Origin of the sequence: Paenibacillus sp. FSL R5-0923 (assembly GCF_038009145.1) — a bacterium.
Lineage (GTDB): Bacteria > Bacillota > Bacilli > Paenibacillales > Paenibacillaceae > Paenibacillus_AQ.
The window spans coordinates 4,901,649-4,921,812 of the sequence record NZ_JBBPAT010000001.1 but is presented as its reverse complement, the minus strand read 5'-3'; the positions used below and the strand labels follow the sequence as shown (position 1 = coordinate 4,921,812).

Annotated in this window: 21 protein-coding genes; 18 read left to right on the top strand and 3 right to left on the bottom strand. The window is 43.0% G+C overall.

Annotated features, from left to right (window positions below; genetic code table 11):
• Positions 1–102: 102 nt before the first annotated feature.
• Entirely contained in the window at positions 103–1,416 is a 1,314-nt protein-coding gene (locus tag MKX35_RS22090) for an MFS transporter (RefSeq protein WP_076299439.1), read from the top strand.
• A 55-nt stretch (positions 1,417–1,471) separates the two neighbouring features.
• Here the strand turns inward: MKX35_RS22090 and fsa are convergent, their stop codons facing one another.
• On the bottom strand, positions 1,472–2,119 hold the full coding sequence (gene fsa / locus MKX35_RS22085; protein ID WP_042126959.1) for a fructose-6-phosphate aldolase: 648 nt from the start codon (positions 2,117–2,119) through the stop codon (positions 1,472–1,474).
• 208 nt (positions 2,120–2,327) lie between these two features.
• Between fsa and MKX35_RS22080 the strand changes: the two genes are divergently transcribed.
• The 8 genes from MKX35_RS22080 to MKX35_RS22045 all read left to right on the top strand — a co-directional run bounded on the left by MKX35_RS22080 (position 2,328) and on the right by MKX35_RS22045 (position 10,481).
• On the top strand, positions 2,328–2,807 hold the full coding sequence (locus MKX35_RS22080; RefSeq protein ID WP_143763989.1) for a hypothetical protein: 480 nt from the start codon (positions 2,328–2,330) through the stop codon (positions 2,805–2,807).
• Between the two features lie 6 nt (positions 2,808–2,813).
• On the top strand, positions 2,814–3,368 hold the full coding sequence (locus tag MKX35_RS22075) for a GNAT family N-acetyltransferase (protein WP_081382861.1): 555 nt from the start codon (positions 2,814–2,816) through the stop codon (positions 3,366–3,368).
• A 38-nt stretch (positions 3,369–3,406) separates the two neighbouring features.
• Positions 3,407–4,087, top strand: coding sequence for a ribose-5-phosphate isomerase RpiA (gene rpiA / locus MKX35_RS22070; RefSeq protein ID WP_143759438.1), 681 nt, complete (start codon positions 3,407–3,409; stop codon positions 4,085–4,087).
• The gene (locus tag MKX35_RS22065; RefSeq protein WP_076299437.1) at positions 4,084–4,563 is read left to right on the top strand and encodes a VanZ family protein; all 480 of its coding nucleotides are present in this window, start codon (positions 4,084–4,086) and stop codon (positions 4,561–4,563) included. The genes rpiA and MKX35_RS22065 overlap by 4 nt, the downstream gene beginning before the upstream one ends.
• Before the next feature lie 3 nt (positions 4,564–4,566).
• Complete coding sequence (locus MKX35_RS22060) at positions 4,567–5,007, top strand: GNAT family N-acetyltransferase (RefSeq protein WP_076299436.1); 441 nt, start codon at positions 4,567–4,569, stop codon at positions 5,005–5,007.
• A 173-nt stretch (positions 5,008–5,180) separates the two neighbouring features.
• Complete coding sequence (locus MKX35_RS22055; RefSeq protein ID WP_076282879.1) at positions 5,181–5,636, top strand: MarR family winged helix-turn-helix transcriptional regulator; 456 nt, start codon at positions 5,181–5,183, stop codon at positions 5,634–5,636.
• The gene (locus tag MKX35_RS22050) at positions 5,633–8,794 is read left to right on the top strand and encodes an MMPL family transporter (RefSeq protein WP_076299435.1); all 3,162 of its coding nucleotides are present in this window, start codon (positions 5,633–5,635) and stop codon (positions 8,792–8,794) included. Before MKX35_RS22055 ends, MKX35_RS22050 begins: the two co-directional genes overlap by 4 nt.
• Before the next feature lie 283 nt (positions 8,795–9,077).
• Positions 9,078–10,481 carry a lytic polysaccharide monooxygenase gene (locus MKX35_RS22045; protein WP_076299434.1) on the top strand — a complete coding sequence of 468 codons (1,404 nt, stop codon included), beginning with the start codon at positions 9,078–9,080 and terminating at the stop codon, positions 10,479–10,481.
• A gap of 96 nt (positions 10,482–10,577) precedes the next feature.
• Here the strand turns inward: MKX35_RS22045 and MKX35_RS22040 are convergent, their stop codons facing one another.
• Positions 10,578–11,249: a tetratricopeptide repeat protein gene (locus tag MKX35_RS22040; RefSeq protein ID WP_042187471.1), complete on the bottom strand. Its 672-nt coding sequence runs from the start codon at positions 11,247–11,249 to the stop codon at positions 10,578–10,580.
• Between the two features lie 192 nt (positions 11,250–11,441).
• Between MKX35_RS22040 and MKX35_RS22035 the strand changes: the two genes are divergently transcribed.
• From MKX35_RS22035 to MKX35_RS22025, 3 genes are all read left to right on the top strand, one after another.
• A complete protein-coding gene (locus MKX35_RS22035) occupies positions 11,442–12,998 on the top strand; it encodes a stalk domain-containing protein (protein ID WP_076282876.1) in 1,557 nt (518 codons plus the stop codon).
• 88 nt (positions 12,999–13,086) lie between these two features.
• Complete coding sequence (locus MKX35_RS22030; protein WP_076282875.1) at positions 13,087–13,680, top strand: LOG family protein; 594 nt, start codon at positions 13,087–13,089, stop codon at positions 13,678–13,680.
• Positions 13,681–13,854: 174 nt separating this feature from the next.
• Positions 13,855–14,019: a hypothetical protein gene (locus MKX35_RS22025; RefSeq protein ID WP_179085705.1), complete on the top strand. Its 165-nt coding sequence runs from the start codon at positions 13,855–13,857 to the stop codon at positions 14,017–14,019.
• Positions 14,020–14,091: 72 nt separating this feature from the next.
• Here MKX35_RS22025 and MKX35_RS22020 read toward each other — a convergent pair whose 3' ends face one another.
• A complete protein-coding gene (locus tag MKX35_RS22020; RefSeq protein WP_042187476.1) occupies positions 14,092–14,304 on the bottom strand; it encodes a hypothetical protein in 213 nt (70 codons plus the stop codon).
• Positions 14,305–14,486: 182 nt separating this feature from the next.
• On the opposite strand from MKX35_RS22020, the gene MKX35_RS22015 reads away from it, so the two are divergent.
• From MKX35_RS22015 to MKX35_RS21990, 6 genes are all read left to right on the top strand, one after another.
• Entirely contained in the window at positions 14,487–14,639 is a 153-nt protein-coding gene (locus MKX35_RS22015; RefSeq protein WP_256716293.1) for a hypothetical protein, read from the top strand.
• Between the two features lie 32 nt (positions 14,640–14,671).
• Entirely contained in the window at positions 14,672–14,887 is a 216-nt protein-coding gene (locus MKX35_RS22010) for a manganese efflux pump (protein WP_256716292.1), read from the top strand.
• Between the two features lie 119 nt (positions 14,888–15,006).
• The gene (locus tag MKX35_RS22005; RefSeq protein WP_076299432.1) at positions 15,007–16,362 is read left to right on the top strand and encodes an ABC transporter substrate-binding protein; all 1,356 of its coding nucleotides are present in this window, start codon (positions 15,007–15,009) and stop codon (positions 16,360–16,362) included.
• A 156-nt stretch (positions 16,363–16,518) separates the two neighbouring features.
• Positions 16,519–17,472, top strand: coding sequence for a carbohydrate ABC transporter permease (locus MKX35_RS22000; protein WP_076299431.1), 954 nt, complete (start codon positions 16,519–16,521; stop codon positions 17,470–17,472).
• The gene (locus MKX35_RS21995; protein WP_076282871.1) at positions 17,469–18,332 is read left to right on the top strand and encodes a carbohydrate ABC transporter permease; all 864 of its coding nucleotides are present in this window, start codon (positions 17,469–17,471) and stop codon (positions 18,330–18,332) included. Before MKX35_RS22000 ends, MKX35_RS21995 begins: the two co-directional genes overlap by 4 nt.
• An 83-nt stretch (positions 18,333–18,415) precedes the next feature.
• Complete coding sequence (locus MKX35_RS21990) at positions 18,416–20,140, top strand: cache domain-containing sensor histidine kinase (RefSeq protein WP_076299430.1); 1,725 nt, start codon at positions 18,416–18,418, stop codon at positions 20,138–20,140.
• Positions 20,141–20,164: the final 24 nt, after the last annotated feature.

The following is a 20,164-nucleotide window of genomic DNA, read 5'->3' as shown; positions in this document are numbered from 1 at the left end:
CGCATTGGCGGGGGGACGGTCTTTTTATATGTATGAATAAAGAGGGATGAACAAACCACAATATAGAGAGTCGTCGCAAACAAAGACAAAGGTGGTCAGTTCATGAAGGAAAGAAAATGGGATCTGCTTGCACTGGCATCCATTCCACTAATTATGACCCTCGGTAACTCCATGCTGCTCCCTATTTTGCCGCAGATTTATAAAGAACTAGGCATTAGCTCTTTTCAGGTGAGTATGCTGATTACTGTTTATGGATTGATGGCTATCGTGATGATTCCTATTGCAGGGTACCTGTCTGACGCTTATGGACGAAAAAAGGTGATTCTTCCGAGTCTGATCATTGCTGCTATTGGTGGAGTCGTCTGCGTGGTGGCGGCTTGGTTTATGAAGGGCGTTACCGCCTATTGGGTCATTCTGGCCGGACGTTTGTTACAAGGGATAGGTGCGGCTGGTGCTTTTCCTATTGTGCTGCCCTTCGTTGGTGATTTATTCAAGGAAGAAGAGGATGTAAGCAAAAGTCTGGGAATTATTGAAACCTCAAATACCTTTGGTAAAGTACTCAGTCCGATCCTTGGAGCTTATCTTGGAATATGGCTCTGGTTTGCACCTTTTATCGCTATTCCTGTTCTATGTCTAATTTCATTTGCTTTAGTTCTTTTTCTGGTTCGAAAGCCGGAAGCGAAGGAACAACCTGAGAAACAGGGTATAAAAGAATTTTTATCCGGAATTGTGAGCATTTTGCGTGAAAAGGGACGATGGTTGTATGCTATTTTTGCCATAGGCGGTATCTGTATGTTTGTAACCTTTGGCGTTCAATTCTATTTATCGGAAATGCTGGAAACTAAATTTAATATGCATGGGGCAATGAAGGGATTTGTGCTGGCAATACCATTAGCCTTGTTATGTCTGTCTTCATATGGAACAGGTAAGATCATTGGTCAGAACAAAACGCTAATGAAATGGCTGGGCTTTGGAGGAATGGTGTTACTTACTGCAGCAATGATCTTTGCGGGGTTCAATAAAGGTATTTATTTCTTAGTCGGGTTTATGGGCTTAGGTTGTGTTGGAATCGGGATTGTGCTTCCTTGTATGGATGCTTTGATCACGGAGGGAATTGAGAAAGAAAATAGCGGCACGATAACCGCTCTCTATAGCAGTATGAGGTTTATAGGGGTAGCCGCAGGACCGCCAGTGGTATCGCTGCTGTTAAGCAGTGGTCATTGGGTATTATTCGCTTTGATGGCTACAGTCGGCGCAATTGGTGGATTGCTGACCTTATTTGCAGTAACGCCAAGCAAGGGGAGCAAGGGAGAATCTGACGTGAAAGAAACGGAGCAGGTAGATGCTCGACTCTTGTCAAAGCGTGTTCGTCAGACTTCTGCAAGGACTTTAGATGGAAAAAAGAGCTATCCTTAAGCTGCGTTGCCGTAGCTTGCGGGATAGCCCTTTGATAAAAGAATGAAAGACAATCTTATGCTTGTGGTACGGATTCCCAATCCTTCAGGAAGCGTTCGATACCGTTATCTGTCAGCGGATGCTTCCAGAGGGTAGGCAGGAGCGAACCTGGGATGGTAGCAATGTGAGCACCAGCAAGAGCGGCTTGCTCAACATGCGCAATGTTACGGATGGATGCTGCAATAATTTCGGAAGTCATACCGTAGTTAGTTAGGATGGTCTTCAGATCCTTGATCAGCTTCATTCCGTCAACACCGATATCATCCAGACGTCCTACGAAAGGAGAAATATAAGTTGCGCCTGCTTTTGCAGCCATCAAGCCTTGAGCCGCTGAGAAGACAAGCGTTACATTAGTTTTGATACCTTTTTTTGTAAGCTCATAACAAGCTTCCAAGCCATCTTCAGTCATAGGGAGTTTAATGACAACGTTTGGAGCCCACTCAGCAATTTCGTATGCTTCTTTAAGCATTTCTTCTGCTGTAAGTCCGATTACTTCTGCACTTACAGGACCTGGAACGATTGCTACGATTTCTTTGATAACATCTTTAAACAATCTTCCTTCTTTAGCGATGAGCGACGGGTTAGTCGTTACGCCATCCACTAATCCGAGGCGAGTAATACGTTTGATCTCTTCAATATTTCCGGTGTCCAAGAAAAACTTCATTTTAAGTTTCCTCCCTTGATTTCCATATGGATTGACAAACAATATTCATATTTTCATTATGAGACATGTCAAACGAAGTTTCAACTGTTATTTTGAATATTTCAAAATAACTTTATAGATTGAATATCGCTTACACTTGTTATAGTGTTGATAATATAGGATTGGTCTATGCAGTTATCCATGATAATATATAATCGGTATTGTTATTATGGAGTATTGGGTGGGACGTGATGAAATGTACTCGATATTAGTTATTTTGCTTGTGCTCGTGTTGTCAGTTGCCGGATTCTTGGCTTACCAGAACAGCAAATTGGTATCTAATCAGAAAAAATTAGGAACTTTATCACGCAATCCTTCACTAATGTATTCTATCTTTGACCAATCTTGTGCTGCTAGTGTGGAAGATCCAGACGTAATTCCTTTAGTTCAATACACAGTTTTTGTGGAGTCCAGCGGGCAGGCAGTTGTGAATAAGCCTTTAGCAATCATTAATCTATGTAGAGTAAGTGCGGGTAGAGGAAATCTAGTTCTCGCTGATGTCGAACGCAGTGTGCTGGAGCACATTAAATTGGCAGCCCCCTCAGACGCTTTCATTGAGCATAAAGCTTACTTACATAGGGCTGCTAACCACGCTGAAAAAGAGATGATCCTAAACTTAGAGGATGTAGTGAAATTACAATATACATAAGACAGAATGAAGAATATTGATTTTTTTGGCTGCAAGAAGGATAATACGAATTTGGATACAAGAAAAGAGGGAAATAGAGTGTCGCCCGTAACAGAAGTGAATTTTGAAGTAGTTGATCCAGAGAACGCTGATTTAAGAGAACTTATTACGTTTTTGGATGAGGAACTGAAGATGCGTTATCCGCATGAGACGATCTATGTTGTTGATTTCGAGGATCCCAAAGTAAAAGAAATGACTTTCGTAGTAGCCTACTTAAACGGAAAACCAGTGGGCTGTGGTGGGCTTCGTCCACTGGATTATATCGGAATAGAGATCGCAACGATGGAGTTGAAGCGCTTTTATGTAGATTCTAGTTATCGTAAAATGGGCATAGCTACAAATATGCTGTTATTCCTTGAAGAACAAGCATTAGCGGCGGGGTTTAAGGAGATCCGATTGGAGACCGGAATTAAGCAGCCAGAAGCGATTGCGCTTTACGTCAAGCATGGCTACCAACCGATTGATTTATTTGGACCCTACATAGGTGATCCGGATAGTCTCTGTTACGGCAAAATACTATAAAACTTTATAATGGATAACATGGGGGTATTAAAATGAGTATCAACGTTAAACAACTAGCAGCTGAAAAAGCAGTGGAATATGTAGAAGATGGAATGAAGGTAGGTCTGGGTACGGGATCAACTGCCTACTGGGCAATCCGCAAGCTCGGTGAACGCGTCAGTGAAGGCTTGAAAATTACCGCAGTAGCTACTTCACGCGCTTCCGAAGAGCAAGCACGAGAGCTGGGAATTCCACTGGTAGCTTTTGGTGATATTGATAGTCTGGACTTAACCATTGACGGAGCGGACGAGCTAGACAGCAGTCTGCAACTAATTAAAGGCGGCGGCGGCGCTTTGCTTCGTGAGAAGATTGTAGCTAGTAATAGTACCCGAATGATTGTGATTGCCGATGAAGGTAAAGTTGTAGACACGCTAGGCAAATTTCCGTTGCCGGTGGAAATCGTTCCTTTCGCCTGGGAATGGACTGTGGCAGAGCTTGCCAAACTGGGTTGCCAACCTGAATTGCGTCGCAGCGGAGAAGAGTTGTACAAGACGGATAATGGCAATTACATTGCGGACTGCCGATTTGAAGCGATAGAAGCTGCACCGAAGCTTGCACTGACCATCCAAAACATCCCGGGTGTTGTAGATCACGGCCTATTTATTGGAATTGCAGCGATGGCGATCGTAGGTAAACTTGATGGAAGTATCGAAATTATTGAAGCTCAACCTAAGAATTGATTAACCGCAGACATAAAGAAACTTACCGTTCATGGCCGCTAAAAGGATTGACACGGGTAGTGCTAACTCTGTATAGTGCTACTGTTATCTATTGGATGTTTATCGGATTTGGACGTGAGGTACATACCGGAGGTCCTCTTCAGTATAATCTGGTTCCATTTCGCACGGTGTCACTTTATTTCAACTTGGATAACGGTTTATCACTTATCAATCGGCTAGTAAATCTGCTAGGAAATGTTGTAGTTTTTATTCCATTTGGTTTTCTTTCGCCATTAGTAAAGATACGTCCTGTTTCTTGCCTTAGAATCTCGCTATATGCTGTCCCTTGTATTCTGCTTTTGGAGTGCTTGCAAATGCTGCTGCATGTGGGAAGCTTCGATATTGATGATTTACTATTAAACATGCTAGGTGTGTGGACAGGCTACGGATTGTTTCGAGTGATTAGCTGTAAAAGGAACAAAGAAGGAGAAATGTGAAGAATGTTGATTGATCTTAAACCCCTCATTGGTACATCTGAGGTGAATGAGCTGCTGACCTATGCGGTCATAGATGATCCGAATGCTCTAAAGCAGACTTCGTCTGAGTATAGCGAACAAGCCGGGCTAAAGTTATATGGCTGGGAAGAGGAAGAATTACTGCTTGGTCTTGTAGGCTTTGAAGAAACAGAAGATGGTTCCTTGGATATTCGGCATATTGCTGTATTGCCAGAGAACAGAGGAAAAGGTTATGCACGAGGGATGATTCTGGAGCTGCTTACTACGCGTCAGCCGCGTTATCTGGTAGCTGAAACAGAGGATGAGATTGCTGCAGATTTCTACCGTAGTCTTGGGTTCATGGTGTACAGCCTCGGCGAAAATGCAGCAGGCATTGAAACGCTGAGATGTGTTTATGAAGTAGAAGAGATCGAGGATGAGGAATAAACAATTTTTAGAAGACATACAATGGCAGGTCGAGATGAAATCTCGGCCTGTTTTTTTGTTGGGTCACCTTAAATTGTTCCTTAGAATTGTAAAGTTGACTTTTGAAATAAATGGGATTATAGTTTGACAATGAAACTGTTCTACAGTTGAACTATATTTGGAGGTAGGAAGCTTTGGAAGATGAAGTTCAGCATTGGATTAACCGTTATATGGATGCTTATATGATGGTGACTAGACAAGTAGCCGCAAGAATTAAAGATAGCATTGCTGCAGATACAACGAATGATCAGTATCAAATTCTGCGTCTGATTAATGCTCAGGAACAATGTACATCTACATATCTAGCAGAAACTTTTTGCGTGGGTAAAAGCTCCATTACAGCAATAATCAACAGACTGGTGCAAGCGGGCATTATTGAGCGCACTCGTGACGAGAATGATCGTCGTCAGGTGTATTTATCGATGTCAGAGCATGGTAAAAGAGTATTTGAAGCAGCTGAGTCGCAAGTACATGAAGTAGTGGCCCCGTATTTGTTTCATTTTGAAAAGAAGGATATTGAGACATTCATCATGATGTTTGAGAAACTGGCAAGTCTAATTCAGAATGATAATGGAGGGAAGAGCCAATGAAGACGATTCTAAAAGCAAGATGGGCGGTTATCGCAATCTGGCTCGCTGTAGCGGTGGTGCTAGTGATGACGGCCCCGTCTTTCTCTGATCTTGTCCGTGAGAAGGGGCAGGTTACGGTTCCAGAGGGATACCCTTCATCTAGAGCAGCAGAAATCATGAAGGAAGCATCAAGTGACAAGGGAGGCGAATCACTCCATCAAGTAGCCCTTGTGTTCAATAACCCGAAGGGAATCGGAGCGGAAGAAACAGCAAGTATTCAACAAGGCGTTGAGAAGCTGGCTGCGAATAAGGAAGCTCTGCAGTTAGATTCCATCACCGATCCTTTTTCACAAAGTGAGCTTAAAGATACACTGATTGCCAAAGATGGCAAGACTATTATGGTGGCGTTATCCGTAAAAGGTGAAGGAGAGGCTGTTACTGCGCTGCCAGATAAAGTGGATGAGATGCTCTCAGGTGTTAAAGCAGATCATTATTTGACCAGTGAAGGTCTGATTACAGAGGATATGATTGCAAGCTCAGAAGCAGGGCTAAAGAAGTCGGAGTATATTACAGTTGTTTTTATCCTACTTATTCTATTCGTCGTGTTTCGTTCGTTCGTAGCGCCTTTTGTACCGCTGCTGACCGTGGGTATCAGCTATATTGTATCCCAATCTGTCGTGGCTTTTTTGGTGGATCGTTATGATTTTCCTTTATCAACGTTTACTCAAATCTTTATGGTTGCGGTCATGTTCGGGATCGGTACGGATTATTGTATTCTGCTGATCAGTCGCTTTAAAGAAGAATTGATGACCGCAGAAAATACTAAAAGTGCAATCATTGCAACTTATCGAAAAGCTGGAGGAACGGTGTTCTATTCGGGCTTAGCGGTGTTTGTAGGTTTTGTAGCGATTGGGTTATCGAAATTTATTCTTTATCGTTCAGCAGTAGCTGTTGCAGTTGGTATTGCAGTTATGCTATTGGCACTTGTGACGATTGTTCCATTCTTTATGGCTGTTCTAGGCAAAAAGCTATTCTGGCCCTCCCGTGGCAAGCTGGAGCATAGTGAGAGCCGTATTTGGGGATGGGCAGGTACTTTTTCTTTAAAAAGACCGTGGGCCGCACTTCTAATCGTTGCAGTAATCGTATCCCCATTCCTAGTTACCTATAGCGGTAAGCTGTCCTTTAACAGCTTGGAGGAAATTGGCTCGGAATATGCTTCCGTAAAAGGCTTTAATATTATTTCGGAGAGCTTCGGACCAGGTGAATCGATGCCTGGCAAGATCGTTATCAAGAATGATGATCGTATGGACAATTCAGAATATCTGGGACTTGCGGAGAAAATTAGCCGCGAGCTGGAAAAAGTGGATAGCGTAAAATCCGTTCGCAGCATGTCACGTCCTACAGGTGAGCTGATTAGCGATTTCTTGATTCCGAATCAGGTCGGTACACTTTCTGATGGACTGGACCAGAGTAACGAAGGTCTGACCAAGATTCAGACCGGCTTGTCTGAAGCTAGTAAACAGCTTAGCGATAATGCTCCTAAACTTACAGAAGCTGTTGCAGGGAGTGCTAAGCTGACAGAGGGCACAGCGGATCTCAAAGACGGAATTGTTGCTTTAGGCGCTGGGCTCACCCAGATTGAGAGCGGGATTAAGAGTGGCTCAGCGGGTGCAGGAGAGATCAAATCCGGTCTTCAGCAGGCAGCAACAAGTGCTAAACAGTTAGCAGATGCAAATGCGAAGTTACTTGAGGGCTATAAAAAAATCGGTGGAGGCTTAACCCAGCTGGATGAAGGACTCGGGCAGCTTCCGAAGCAGCTACAAGGTGTTGCAGAGGCATTAAAAGGACTGGACGGTTCCTTCGCTGGCCTAGAGAGCAGTTATCCGGAAATTGTTCAGGATGTAAATTATTTGACGATCAAAGGTACAGTAGCACAAAGTGGTACGGGTGCAGCGCAACTAGCAGCCGGTCTTGGTCAGGTTTCAGAACAGCTTAAAGGTGCAGCTACTGGCTTAAATGAAGCGAATGCCGGTTATGCCAAAACTGCGGCTGGGCAAACCGCGCTCGCGCAAGGTTTAGCTAAGCTTGTAGCTGGAATCGGTCAACTGCAATCTGGACTCGACCAGGCGGCAGCAGGTCAAGGACAGATCGTAGAAAAGATTCCGTCTATCACAAGTGGTCTTGATCAATTGCAAGGCGGACAGAAGCAGCTTGCAGATGGTTTTGGTGAATTGACAGGTCAGATTGGAGCCTTAACCACTGGACTAAGCGATAGTGCTGATGGATTGAAGCAAATTACAAGCGGTCTGGGCTCGGCACAAGAATACTTGAATCAGATTCAAGCGGCTAAGGATGAAGAGCTGAGCGGATTCTTCGTACCGGCTGAGGCACTTAAAGCTGAAGGTATAAAGCAGGTATTTGACACGTACTTATCTGATGACCGTAAGGTGATGACATTGGACGTGGTATTCACTGAGAATCCTTACAGCTCAGAGGCTATAGATAGTGTGGGTGATATTCAAGCAGCAGTAGATCGTGCAGTTAAAGGTACGAAGCTTGAAAATGCTGAAACAGCTATTAGCGGGGTTACAAGCAGTCAAAGCGATTTGCGGAATATTTCCAATGAAGATTATACGCGTACAGTAATCTTGATGCTGAGCGGTATTTTCATCATATTAGTGTTGCTGCTCCGTTCAATCGTAATGCCGATTTACCTTATTATTTCACTTTTGATCACTTACTTTTCAGCGTTGGGCGTTACAGAGGCTATTTTCGTTAATCTTCTGCACTATGAAGGGATTACCTGGACGACGCCATTCTTTAGTTTTGTTATGCTGATTGCACTAGGTGTGGATTATAGCATTTTCTTAATGGCCCGGTTTAACGAAAATAAAACATGGGACGTAAAAGAAGCGATTCTACACGCTATGCGCAATATGGGTACAGTTATCCTTTCAGCTGTAGTTATTCTGGGTGGTACCTTCGCTTCGATGTATCCTTCTGGGGTATTGTCGATGATGCAGATTGCTACAGTGGTGCTCGTAGGATTGGCCTTGTATGCTTTAATCTTCCTGCCGTTCTTTGTCCCTGTAATGGTACGGATCTTCGGCCGAGGAAATTGGTGGCCATTTTCGGTTAAACAGAGCGGAGAAGCTAACAAGCAGGATTTAAATATGTAAATGGGACTATACCCCATTTATGAATCAGAAGTCATAACAAGTTGTTTTTTTGCAGCCAGCCACCGATATATTTATCGGTGGCTGGCTTTTTATTTGAGTAGAATGAATCGTTTCGATGGGGCATTATTAGCGGGGAGAACTACTAATCCGTTCAATTGTCATGGGTCTTTTATCCATTGACGTCTGGTTCTTTAGGTTATTGTTATTATGTTTTTAGAAAATTATAATAACACTGGATTCGTTTTCAAAGTCTCCAAATTACAACTAGAAAGCGAGATGATGAATGATGAAAGTAAGCATGAAGAACAGCAGTATCGCAAAGAAGGTTGCTCCATTTGTTATTACAGCGGGAGTTATTGCCGGAGTAGGACTTATCGATACCGATAAAGCGTTAGGACACGGTTATGTATCCGAACCAGCAAGTCGTGCGAAGCTTGGTGCAGCGAATAATGTGGGTTCTGTTCAATATGAGCCACAGAGTCTAGAGGCACCAAAGGGTTTCCCATTGGCGGGTCCTGCGGACGGGAAGATTGCATCTGCGGGTGGCATGTTCGGAGGAATTCTGGATCAACAATCAAGTGATCGCTGGATTAAGCACGATATGGTTGGCGGAGTCAATGACATCACTTGGTATCATACAGCACAACATAGAACAACAAAATGGCATTACTATATTACGAAAAAAGGTTGGAATCCTAATACGCCAATTAAACGTTCCGATTTAGAGCTTATTGGAACTTTTGAGAATGGCGGTAAACAGCCTGAGCGTTCTGTGACGCACAAAGTAAATGTCCCAACTGACCGCAGTGGATACCATGTTATTTTGGCGGTGTGGGATATTGATGATACAGCGAATGCCTTCTACCAAGTCATTGATGTGAATCTAAAGAACGATGAATCAGGACCTGGGGTACAACCAGACACGGAGAAGCCGTCAACAGTAACAGGGTTACACACGATGAGTGTAGAATCGAGCAGTGTAGATCTTATGTGGAATGCTGCAACAGATAACGTAGGCGTAGATCATTACAAGATTTATCGCGGGGATAGCGTCGGTATAGCGAAACAAATCGGAACATCCTCAACAACGAGCTTTAAAGACATTACTGTAGAAGCAGGTAAAATTTATACATATTATATTGTTGCGGTGAATCGTGCAGGAAACACGTCAGGCGCAAGTAATATTATTGTTGTTAGCACACCAAACCCGGAAGTGGTTATACCTCCAGTGGAAACACCAGATACTGTGAAGCCTTCGATGGTTGAGGGGCTGCATACCATGGCAGTGAAGCACAATAGTGTTAATTTAATGTGGAACGCCGCCCAAGATAATGTAGGTGTTGATCATTATGTTGTGTATCGAGAGGGTGTTGAATTGACTCAAACTAAGGGAACTTCCTTTACGGATTTAACGGTGCAAGCATCCACTACGTACAATTATCATGTGAGAGCTGTAGACGCTGCTGGTAATATTTCAGACAAGAGCTCTTTGTATACAGTCACAACCCTTGTGAAACCCGTATTACCAGATGTAGCAGCTTGGAATGCAACCGGGTTGTACATTGTAGGAACAAAAGTTGAATACAAAGGTAACGTTTATGAAGCTCGAGTGACATTTAGAAGTTTCGGTGATACCAACTGGAATCCGGAGTCGGCACTATCGCTTTGGAAATTAGTGACGAACTAATAACATCGTTTCCCCCCCAATTTATTATAAAAAAACGGAGATCATTTCTGATAATCAGAAGTGATCTCCGTTTTTTGGGTTAAGGAGTCGTCAAGTTTATTTCATCTTGGCGAAAAAGCTGCGCAACGCCCAACCGCGCTCCTGCCGTTTTTTATATTTAGGCAGTGAACGATAAACAGCGGTGGATTCTTCGAAAGCTCGCTTCGCATCCTCTGATCTGCCAAGCGCTTTATACATCGAGCCAGCCAGATAATACGCCTCAGAAGAAGAAGACTGGATTTCTTGATACTGAGTAACGTAATGCAATGCTTTATCATGATTCGTATGGCGGAAAGTTTCCGCTAACCAAAGATATGGCTGTCCATATCGAGCCTTACGGTTGATCTCCAGACCACGAAGCATTTGTGCTTCGCCTTCCTCCAAAGCGCCTAGCTTAAGATTCACATGTCCGAGTTCTACCCAATATTCAGCAGATTGTTCATAACGGTCCTCGATTTGCAGTAGGAGATCCTTCGCTTCCCTGTATTTTTTACGTTCTGTCAAACTCCGCGCTAAATCAAATTTGGATGAAACATCATTAGGATTTAAAGAAATGGTTGTACGTAACTTGGAAATTTGACGCATTCTTTTGAAGGGCTTTGTAATGCTGGGGAAGATGCCCACATATCGCCGATCCAAGAAATACAAGATAAGAAGCAGGATGAATATAGCCAGAAAAGGGTTGCCCACTAATCTGAAGAGCAGTAAAACACCTATAAATTTAAGCATAACTTCCCTCCATAATCATTTGGTTCCGGTATTGCGATTGAAAAGAGTAGATCCAAGGCAGCGTAATTATAACATAATTCAAAGCAATCTGAATCCCGGGATTTAAAAATTATACAACTTTGAGCAGCTTAATAGCGTCTTAGTGTAAGATGAATAATAATTACAATAATATCATAAGAAGGGAAAAACAAGATGAACTTATTAGCAAGGAAGCTACAGCTGTTTAGTTTGGCTGTTTGTTCTACTTTTATGGCTGTTACGTCAGTCCCACAAGTGATAAGCGCGGATCCCTCATCCGCGAAGCTGAGTGGAATTAAGGAGATTGTTGCCACTTCTGGATTTTGGGGAGGCAGCTCCTTCGCACTGGGGACTGACGGAACCGTATGGTCTTGGGGGAGCAATGTTTTTGGACAATTTGCAAATGGAACTGCAGGTCCTGAAGGGTGGACGATTACTCCCCATAGCATAGCAGCGCTTGATCGTACGAAGCAGTTAGAGATCGGTGGAATTTATTATGTTGCGCTGAACGAAGACGGGACGGTTAAAGCTTGGGGAGATTACCGGGATAAGAATGCTATAGAAGCAGGCAATGGGGTAAGCGCTAAACAGCACAAGGTGCTGCTTCCTCAGGTTATCTCTGGGATGACCGATGTAGTCAGTATAGCTTCAGGCATGCACAATACCTTAGCTTTGAGAAAGGATGGAAGCGTACTCCAGTGGAATCCTCCAGAAATCACTGATGTAGGTTTTACAGTGTTGCCTGCTGCTACCAAGGTTCAGGGTTTAAGTGAGGTAATGTGGGTCGGTAACAGTGACTATCAGGCCGCAATTCGCACCAACGGTACTCTTTGGATTTGGAGCGCTAACCCGCAAATAGAGAATACAAAAGCGGTGAAGAAGCCGACCCCAGTCAAGGATTTATACCATGTGAAGTCCGTTTCTATGAACTGGAGGAGTATACTGGCGTTAACTGAGACTGGAAGTGTCTGGGCAACGGTTGACAGCAATAATTATAACGAAATCATGATGAAGAAGATGCCAGGTCTTACGGATATTGTATCTGTTCAGACGAAAAATGGGTTCAATCTTGTTGCCAATAAAAAAGGAGAATACTGGGTATGGAAAGCTGGCACTTTATTGCAAGGTCTGCAAAAGATCACAGTCATAAAGCCGATCTCCAAACTTACGCTGGATTTAGGTGGCTTTGTAGCTGTTAAAAAAGATGGCACCGTGTGGACTTGGAGTACCCAATCATCAACCGACAGTAAATGGGTCTTTACTAAACCTAAACAAATCAAAGGCTTGAGCAATCCGGTTTCTTTTGCCACGGGGGAAAATAGTAAATATGCAGTTTTGAAGGATGGAACAGCAGTAGCTTGGGGGACGAATATGTTTGGTCAACTTGGAATCAGCGCGCTTGATTCACGTCCTTTTACTGTATCTCCTATCTTGAAGCCTGTTACTGTAATCGTGGATGGGAAGAAGATCGACTCCGCACAGTCTGCTATATTCTTGGATGGAAGTGTAAGAGTACCGATCAGGGAAGTGGCGGAAAATCTGGGCTACACCCTCTCATGGGACGGAGATATGACGCTCTCGAAAGAAGGCAAGAAAATCATCTTTAAAGAGGGAGCCATTAAAGTAAGTTATGCATCACTTGTTCCAGCGGCAGCTTTGGCTAAGGCACTAGGTGTTACTGCAGAGTGGAATAGTAAACTGTACCAATTAACGATACAAACAAAAAGATGACTTTCATTTAACACTTATTTTAATATTCTGATGTACAATAAGTGAATTATCTCAATTGAACCATAATAACCAGTCTGGAGTGATAGGTATGGCTTTTACAATATGTGTGTTCGCCGGTTCGAATCCAGGTCTTAATTCAGAATATACAGAAATGGCTAGAGAGTTGGGTTATCATATAGCTGCACAAGGTTGTAGGCTGGTTTATGGAGGTTCAAGAAATGGCCTGATGGGACAGGTGGCAGACGGAGTGTTGGCAAATGGTGGTGAAGTCGTCGGTATCATGCCAGTGGATCTTTTTAAAGATGAAATCAGGCATTCTGGGCTAACGAATCTGATTGAGGTCTCTAGTATGCATGAACGAAAGGCCGTTATGAGCGGTATGGCTGATGCGTTTATTGCCCTGCCGGGTGGTCTCGGAACCTTTGATGAGTTATTTGAAATTCTATGCTGGATGCAGATTGGGATTCATCAGAAGCCTATAGGGCTGCTGAATATAAGAGGTTATTTTAATCCACTGTTAGCCATGATCACTCATAGTGTAAGTGAAGGGTTTGCTCCAAAAAATGCGTTGAAAATGTTAGATATGAACTCTGATCCCGAATATTTGCTTGAACTGATGAGAGGTCAAGTTGATCATAGTAATAAAGGTTTTGGGAACGCTAGATTTCCATCACAGCGTTGAGAAAATGAGCAGAAATTAAACAACCTCCAGCTGTTTTTACAGCTTGGAGGTTGTTTTCATATGAACATGTGATAAACTTGTTTCGGTCTATATGTTGCTGGGTAAGTAACTTTTAAGTAGTAGTGGTTGCTCCGCGTATTTCAGGAAATGATTACCTAAGGAGGTTAGAATTCAATGAATGTGATGGTACATAATCTTATGGCTTACAATCATCAGTTTTTTAGACCTCAGCCCGTGGTCAATCCTAAACAAGAGAGAGCTAATAAGAAGAAGCAGAGTTTTCAGGAAGTCTTGAATGAAAAAATGAAAGTGTATGGCACATACAAAAATATTAAGTAAGAGCTACTACATATGTCTGCTGAAAAAAGCCGGAACGCATTGATCCCAAGGGTCAGTGTGTTCCGGCTTTTTTTAGGGTCTAACCTCATAAAATTGGCAACTCTTACGAGCGTAATAAGTCAGATCGCTAACCCTCGACTGAATAACTACATCAGAATCGGTGAAGCGGACAACAGTGGCCCCTGAATTCACCAAATGATCGTCCTGAAATACACGAACAGGTAGTTTGCGGTCAACGGCTTCTTGGAAATCGCTGTCTGTTAGCAGCGGGCGGTTAATTGGCATAAGTATTTAACTCCTTTTGATCATTTAATGAAGTTAGAAATAAAAATAGTATAACTGTGGAAGCATGAGAAATCCAATATAAATGAAGCTGACGAACATTCTATGAGCAGCACATTTGGACAAAATTCTATACGCCCATCTCAGACATAACATAGTTATGAATGTATTAAGGGGGTCTAGATATGCATTGGCTTTCCATCATCATTATTGGGTTGGCTTCAAATTTGGATAACTTAGGAATAGGCGTTTCCTTTGGCGCTAGGTCCACAAGAATTACACCATTTTCTAATCTGATTATTGCTGTTCTGTCGATACTGGCTATCGTCATGTTTTAAAATGGCAAGAATCGATTTGGCTTGGTGTGGCGTTGGCTATAAACTGCATTGCTACAGGCTTTGGAGCAGGGATCAGCGGCGTGAACGCAACATTCACAGCGATCTCAGTGGGTGTCTTTTCGTTTATCACTGTTGCTGCCGGAATGAAAATCGGGAATCGAATGTCCAAAACTTGGCTAGGTAAACATTCTGATCTTATCGGTGGATTGTTATTAGTAGGCATAGGTCTGTATGAAATATTGATTTAAGCTGATCTTGAGTTCGTAATTATTTCCACCATAAATCGGAAGTTTGCCTCCTCAAAAAAAGAATATAAACCCTGTACACTAAATCTTGTAAGAGAAACCTTTGAAAGGGGTACAGGGGAATGAATAAAGTAAAACACTTGGCGCTTTCGTTAGTCGCTATCATGCTTGTAGGTTCACTGGCAGCATGCGGAGGCAACAACGCCGAGAATAATGCATCAAGTAAAAATAAAGGTAACAACGCAGCAAGCACAAGTGAGCCTGCAAAAGACGAGGGCACTGAGCCTGCTGAGAAAATCGAACTTTCTTTCTGGACACTCGGTAACGTGAACTACGAGGATCTAGCGAAAGAGTACACGAAGGAACATCCAAACGTTACGATCAAGGTTCAAAATACCGGTGACCAAACGGCTCACCATAATAATTTGACCACTGCTTTATCGGCGGGGTCGGGCGCACCAGATATTTTCCAACTTGAAATCGGTTTCATGGAGCGTTTTATCAATGCACAGGATAAATTCTATAACCTGAATGATCTCGGAGCCAAAGATATTCAAGCGAACTATCTGGATTGGAAATGGAAACAAGCCTCTTCCGTAGATGGAAGCTTCCAGCTGGGTCTTCCTACAGATATCGGTCCAACGGTTGTGTATTACAGAACAGATTTGGCTGAAGAAGCGGGATTGCCAAGTGACTCCGAGGGATTCGGCGCAGCGATTGATACTTGGGACAAGTTCGCAGCTGTAGCCAAAGCTTTCAAGGAAAAGACAGGCAAACCGTTTGTAGACCTTACTGATCTTACATTTAACGCATTACGTGACCAATCTGCGGATGAAATCTATTTCAGCAAAGCGGATGGCAGCTTTATCGGAGACACTAATCCGCAAGTTCGCAAAGCTTATGATTTCACAGTTAAAGGTATCCAAGAAGGCTGGATCAGCAATGTGATGCTCTGGTCTCCTGAATGGGGACAAGGGATGAACGACGGATCATTTGCAGTGGTTATGGGACCTGCTTGGATGGCAGGGAATGTTAAGAGTAATGCTCCAGACTCCACTGGCAAATGGAAAATCGCGCAGCTTCCAGAAGGTGCTGGTAACTGGGGTGGTTCGTTCTTGACACTCCCTAAAGAAGGTAAGCATTCTAAAGAAGCTTATGACTTTATCGCATGGATGGATAACAAGGATAATCAACTGGAATCATTCAAAACTAAAGGATTGATGCCTTCTATACCTGCCCTGTACGAAGATCCGGCATTCGTAGATTTCAAGGATGAATTCTTCGGTGGACAACAAACGGCTGTTGAATTTGGTAAAGCTGCTAATCGTGTAAAACCTGTATACTACGGTCCTCTTCATGACCAAACCGATACCTTCTTCAAAAATGCACTGAAAAATGTGCTGGAGAAAAAGGCTGATCCGGCTAAAGAGTGGGATGAAGCTGTAAAACAAGCGAAAACACTGGCTGAACGCAGTTAAGATTTCTAATAAAAGCACTCTATTTCTAGAAGGTCCGGATTCATGGAGAACGGTATTCTCTATGAATTCGGATTTATCTGGCATAAACGCTTAGCGTCCTTATAGAGACGCCGAAGATGTTTTTGCTTAATACGTTAGATTACCTGGAGGTGTGACATGGCTGAGCCTGTTATTTCGAGTCCGCATGCCGAGAGCAAGCGCCCGTTTTTAACTGAACAAAGAAGGAGCCGCATCACCGCTTATACTTTCATTTCTCCTTTTTTTATTCTGTTCTCGATATTTGGACTATATCCGATCTTCTTTACGATCTACCTCTCATTCTTTAAATGGGATGCCTTGAATCCTATGAAATTCGTAGGAATGAAAAATTATGAATTGGTCACAAGCGACCCTACCTTTTGGATTTCTTTTAGCAACACCTTAATTATGGGACTGCTCGGAACTGTTCCACAGATCCTATTGGCGCTTTTGATTGCCGTATTGTTGAATTCGGGGATGACTCGTTTCAAGAAAACGTTCCGTGTTCTCTTTTTCATGCCCAATATTACATCTATCGTTGCGGTTACCCTAGTGTTTAGTACGCTGTTTGGGAACAACGGGATGCTCAACTGGATGCTCAGTGGTTTAGGGCTTGATAGTGTGGCCTTCAACTCTGGCTGGTGGGGGGTCAAAATCGCGATCTCAACCATGGTGATGTGGCGCTGGACAGGGTATAATGCCATTATTTTTCTATCAGGACTTCAAAGTATACCGACGGATTTGTATGAAGCAGCCCGTATTGATGGAGCGAACAGAAGGCAACAATTAACCTTCATTACATTGCCATTACTGAAACCGTTCATCGTATTTGTCACTTTGCTCTCGACTATAGGCGCCCTGCAGCTATTCACTGAGCCTTATGTATTCTTAGGACAATCAGGAACGGGATCTACACGTCAGGAAGGCATCACTATGGTTACCTATTTGTACAGCGAGGCATTCCGCAATGGATTCTTCGGTACGGCGGCGGCTACGGCAGTCCTGCTGTTTGTGGTCACGATTATATTTTCTGTCCTTAATATGCTGGTTTCAAGCCGCATGGGTGGAGATACAGGAGGGGGTAAAGCGTGAGTACTGTGCGTCTATTAAAAAAAGATCCGGATGATCTTGGGATTTTCGGCAAAATAGGATTTTATCTCATTCTGATTCTTGGTGCACTCGTGTCCATCTTTCCTTTTTACTGGATGTTTGTAGTTGGCACAAATGATAGGGGCGCAGTATTCCATGTACCCCCTTTGCTTACGGTTGGGAACCAGTTTTTTGATAATTTCCAGCGGGTTCTGGATAAAACGGATTTTTTCCAAGCTCTTGGAAACTCATTATTCGTCTCGTCTATGGTAACCATATCGGTCGTATTTTTCTGTACACTTGCTGGTTATGCTTTTGCTAAATATGAATTCCCGTTTAAAAATATTCTGTTTTACTTTGTAATTGCCACTCTATTTGTACCCCAGCAGCTTGGTGTGTTACCTACTTATGTAATTATGGCCAAGCTCCACTGGATCGACTCTTTCAAGGCGCTGATTGTTCCGGCTATGGTTAATGCCTTTGGGATCTTTTGGATGCGGCAGTATATCTCTACAGCTGTACATACGGAACTGATCGAAGCAGGACGGATTGATGGCGGCGGACATTTCCGGATCTTTTGGAACATCGCCATTCCAGTTATCACTCCAGCTATGGCAACACTAGGCATATTGAATTTTATGACCGTATGGAATGACTTCTTCTGGCCTTTGGTCGTGTTAAAGAACCAAGAACATTTTACAATACAAATCGCGCTCCAGCAGTTATTCTCCAATCGCGACGGTCTGGATTATGGAATGATCATGTCAGCTACGTTTACGGCGACCTTGCCACTGCTGATCGTCTTCCTGTTATTTAGTCGTTGGGTAATTGCAGGACTAACCTCAGGAGCTATTAAGAGCTGATTTTACTTTTAACATTTACAAGGGAATGGGCGGTTTCGTGAAGAATACTAGAGGACAGAGACAGCAGGGGGAAGGGGAATACCATGAAGCTCCGCCGTAAAATCTTGTTCGCTATTATTCTTCTCGTCTTTATTCCAGTGATTCTGATGGGGATTGTTACTTACGTTAACTTCTCTAACGCTATGGAGAAAAAATCAAGTAACTTCTACTGGGTTTCACTACTCGAAACGGATCGAAAGCTCAAATTCGCACTTAGTGAAATCTCCTCGATCTCAAATTCTGCGATCACACAACCGGTTATTCAACAATCGCTCAAGCAGTCTAACTTTGTGCTCACCTATGATCGCAAGCAGGAACTCAACAATTTACTCATTAATCATCCGATGATTACTTCATTTAGTTTATATAGTAAAGATCGGTTGCTTTATCAATACAATGCGCCGATGTCCTTTGAGGAGATGAAGAAGCAAAGCTGGTTTCATACTATGGAAAGTGCTGAAGGGCGCCCCGTATGGTCAGGACCTGGTGAGAATGGTTCGGCGTTATCGGGCCATCCGGTACTTGTGCAAGCCAGAGTAATCAAAGATTATTATTCTCTTGAAGATATAGGCTATTTGGTCGTTAATGTTAAACCTGATTTACTGGATCAGATTTTCTGGGAGGCAGCAACGCTTAAGAAGGGTGATATTCTGCTGGTGAACAAGCTGGGGAATATCGTTTTTAACAAATCCGGTGAACATATTGGGCAGCGCACGGAGTTCCCTTTTTTAGAAAATGATTATGCCAAGGAACAAAACTATTACATCGACAACTATCAGGGGGAAAAATCACTCATAACCTTCCTTCCTTCACATAATAAAGACTGGTATTTGGCAGCGATTACACCGATGAATCTAATCTCTTCGGAATCTATATCTATTCGTAATATTGCGATTATTTTGAGTACGGTTTCATTGTTATCCGCCATTTTGTTTGACCGATATTTTGTTAGAAGGCTCGTTTATAGCATTAACAGCGCGGTCAACGGGATGAAGCGGGTGAAGCAGGGGATATTTACACCTATCACTACACGTTATCGTGCGGATGATGAAAGTGATTTTCTGATTGATGGCTTTAACCGGATGAGCACACAGATCAACGAGTTGATTGTGCAAGTGCAGACGGAGCAGGGTCGCAAAAAGGAAGCGGAAATGAAGGCATTAATGGCGCAGATTAATCCTCATTTTATTTATAATTCACTGGAATCGATTAATTCGATGGCCGTGCTGCAAGGTAATAAAGATATTAGTAAAATGGTCATTTCACTCGGCAAGCTGCTGCGAATCAGTATTAGTCAGAATCAAGAGCTGATACCTTTGCAAATGGAGTTTGAACATGTTCGCCATTATCTGGATATTCAGAAGTTCCGTTTCGAGGATGAATTTTCGTATATTATAAATCTTCCTGAGGGTCTTAGAACGTTTATGACTCAAAAGCTGATTGTTCAGCCCATTGTAGAGAATGCATTGTACCATGCGATTGAGCCGATGGAGGACCCTGGAATCATAGAAATCACAGCCTATGAAATGGGTACGGATATGATCATTATCGTAAAAGATAACGGTCCGGGCTTCGACTTAGCCAAGATGATGAATCTATGGGATAACGTGGGAGGCGGCCAGAAGAAATATAGTGACAGTGGTGTAGGGCTTAAGAATGTTCATGAGCGCCTGAATATCAGATTCGGCAGTCCATATGGCTTACTTGTGTGTTCATCCCCTGGATTTGGTTCAACGATTCGAATCCGAATACCAAAAATACTGCCATAATCGATCATACAGAGGAAACAGGGG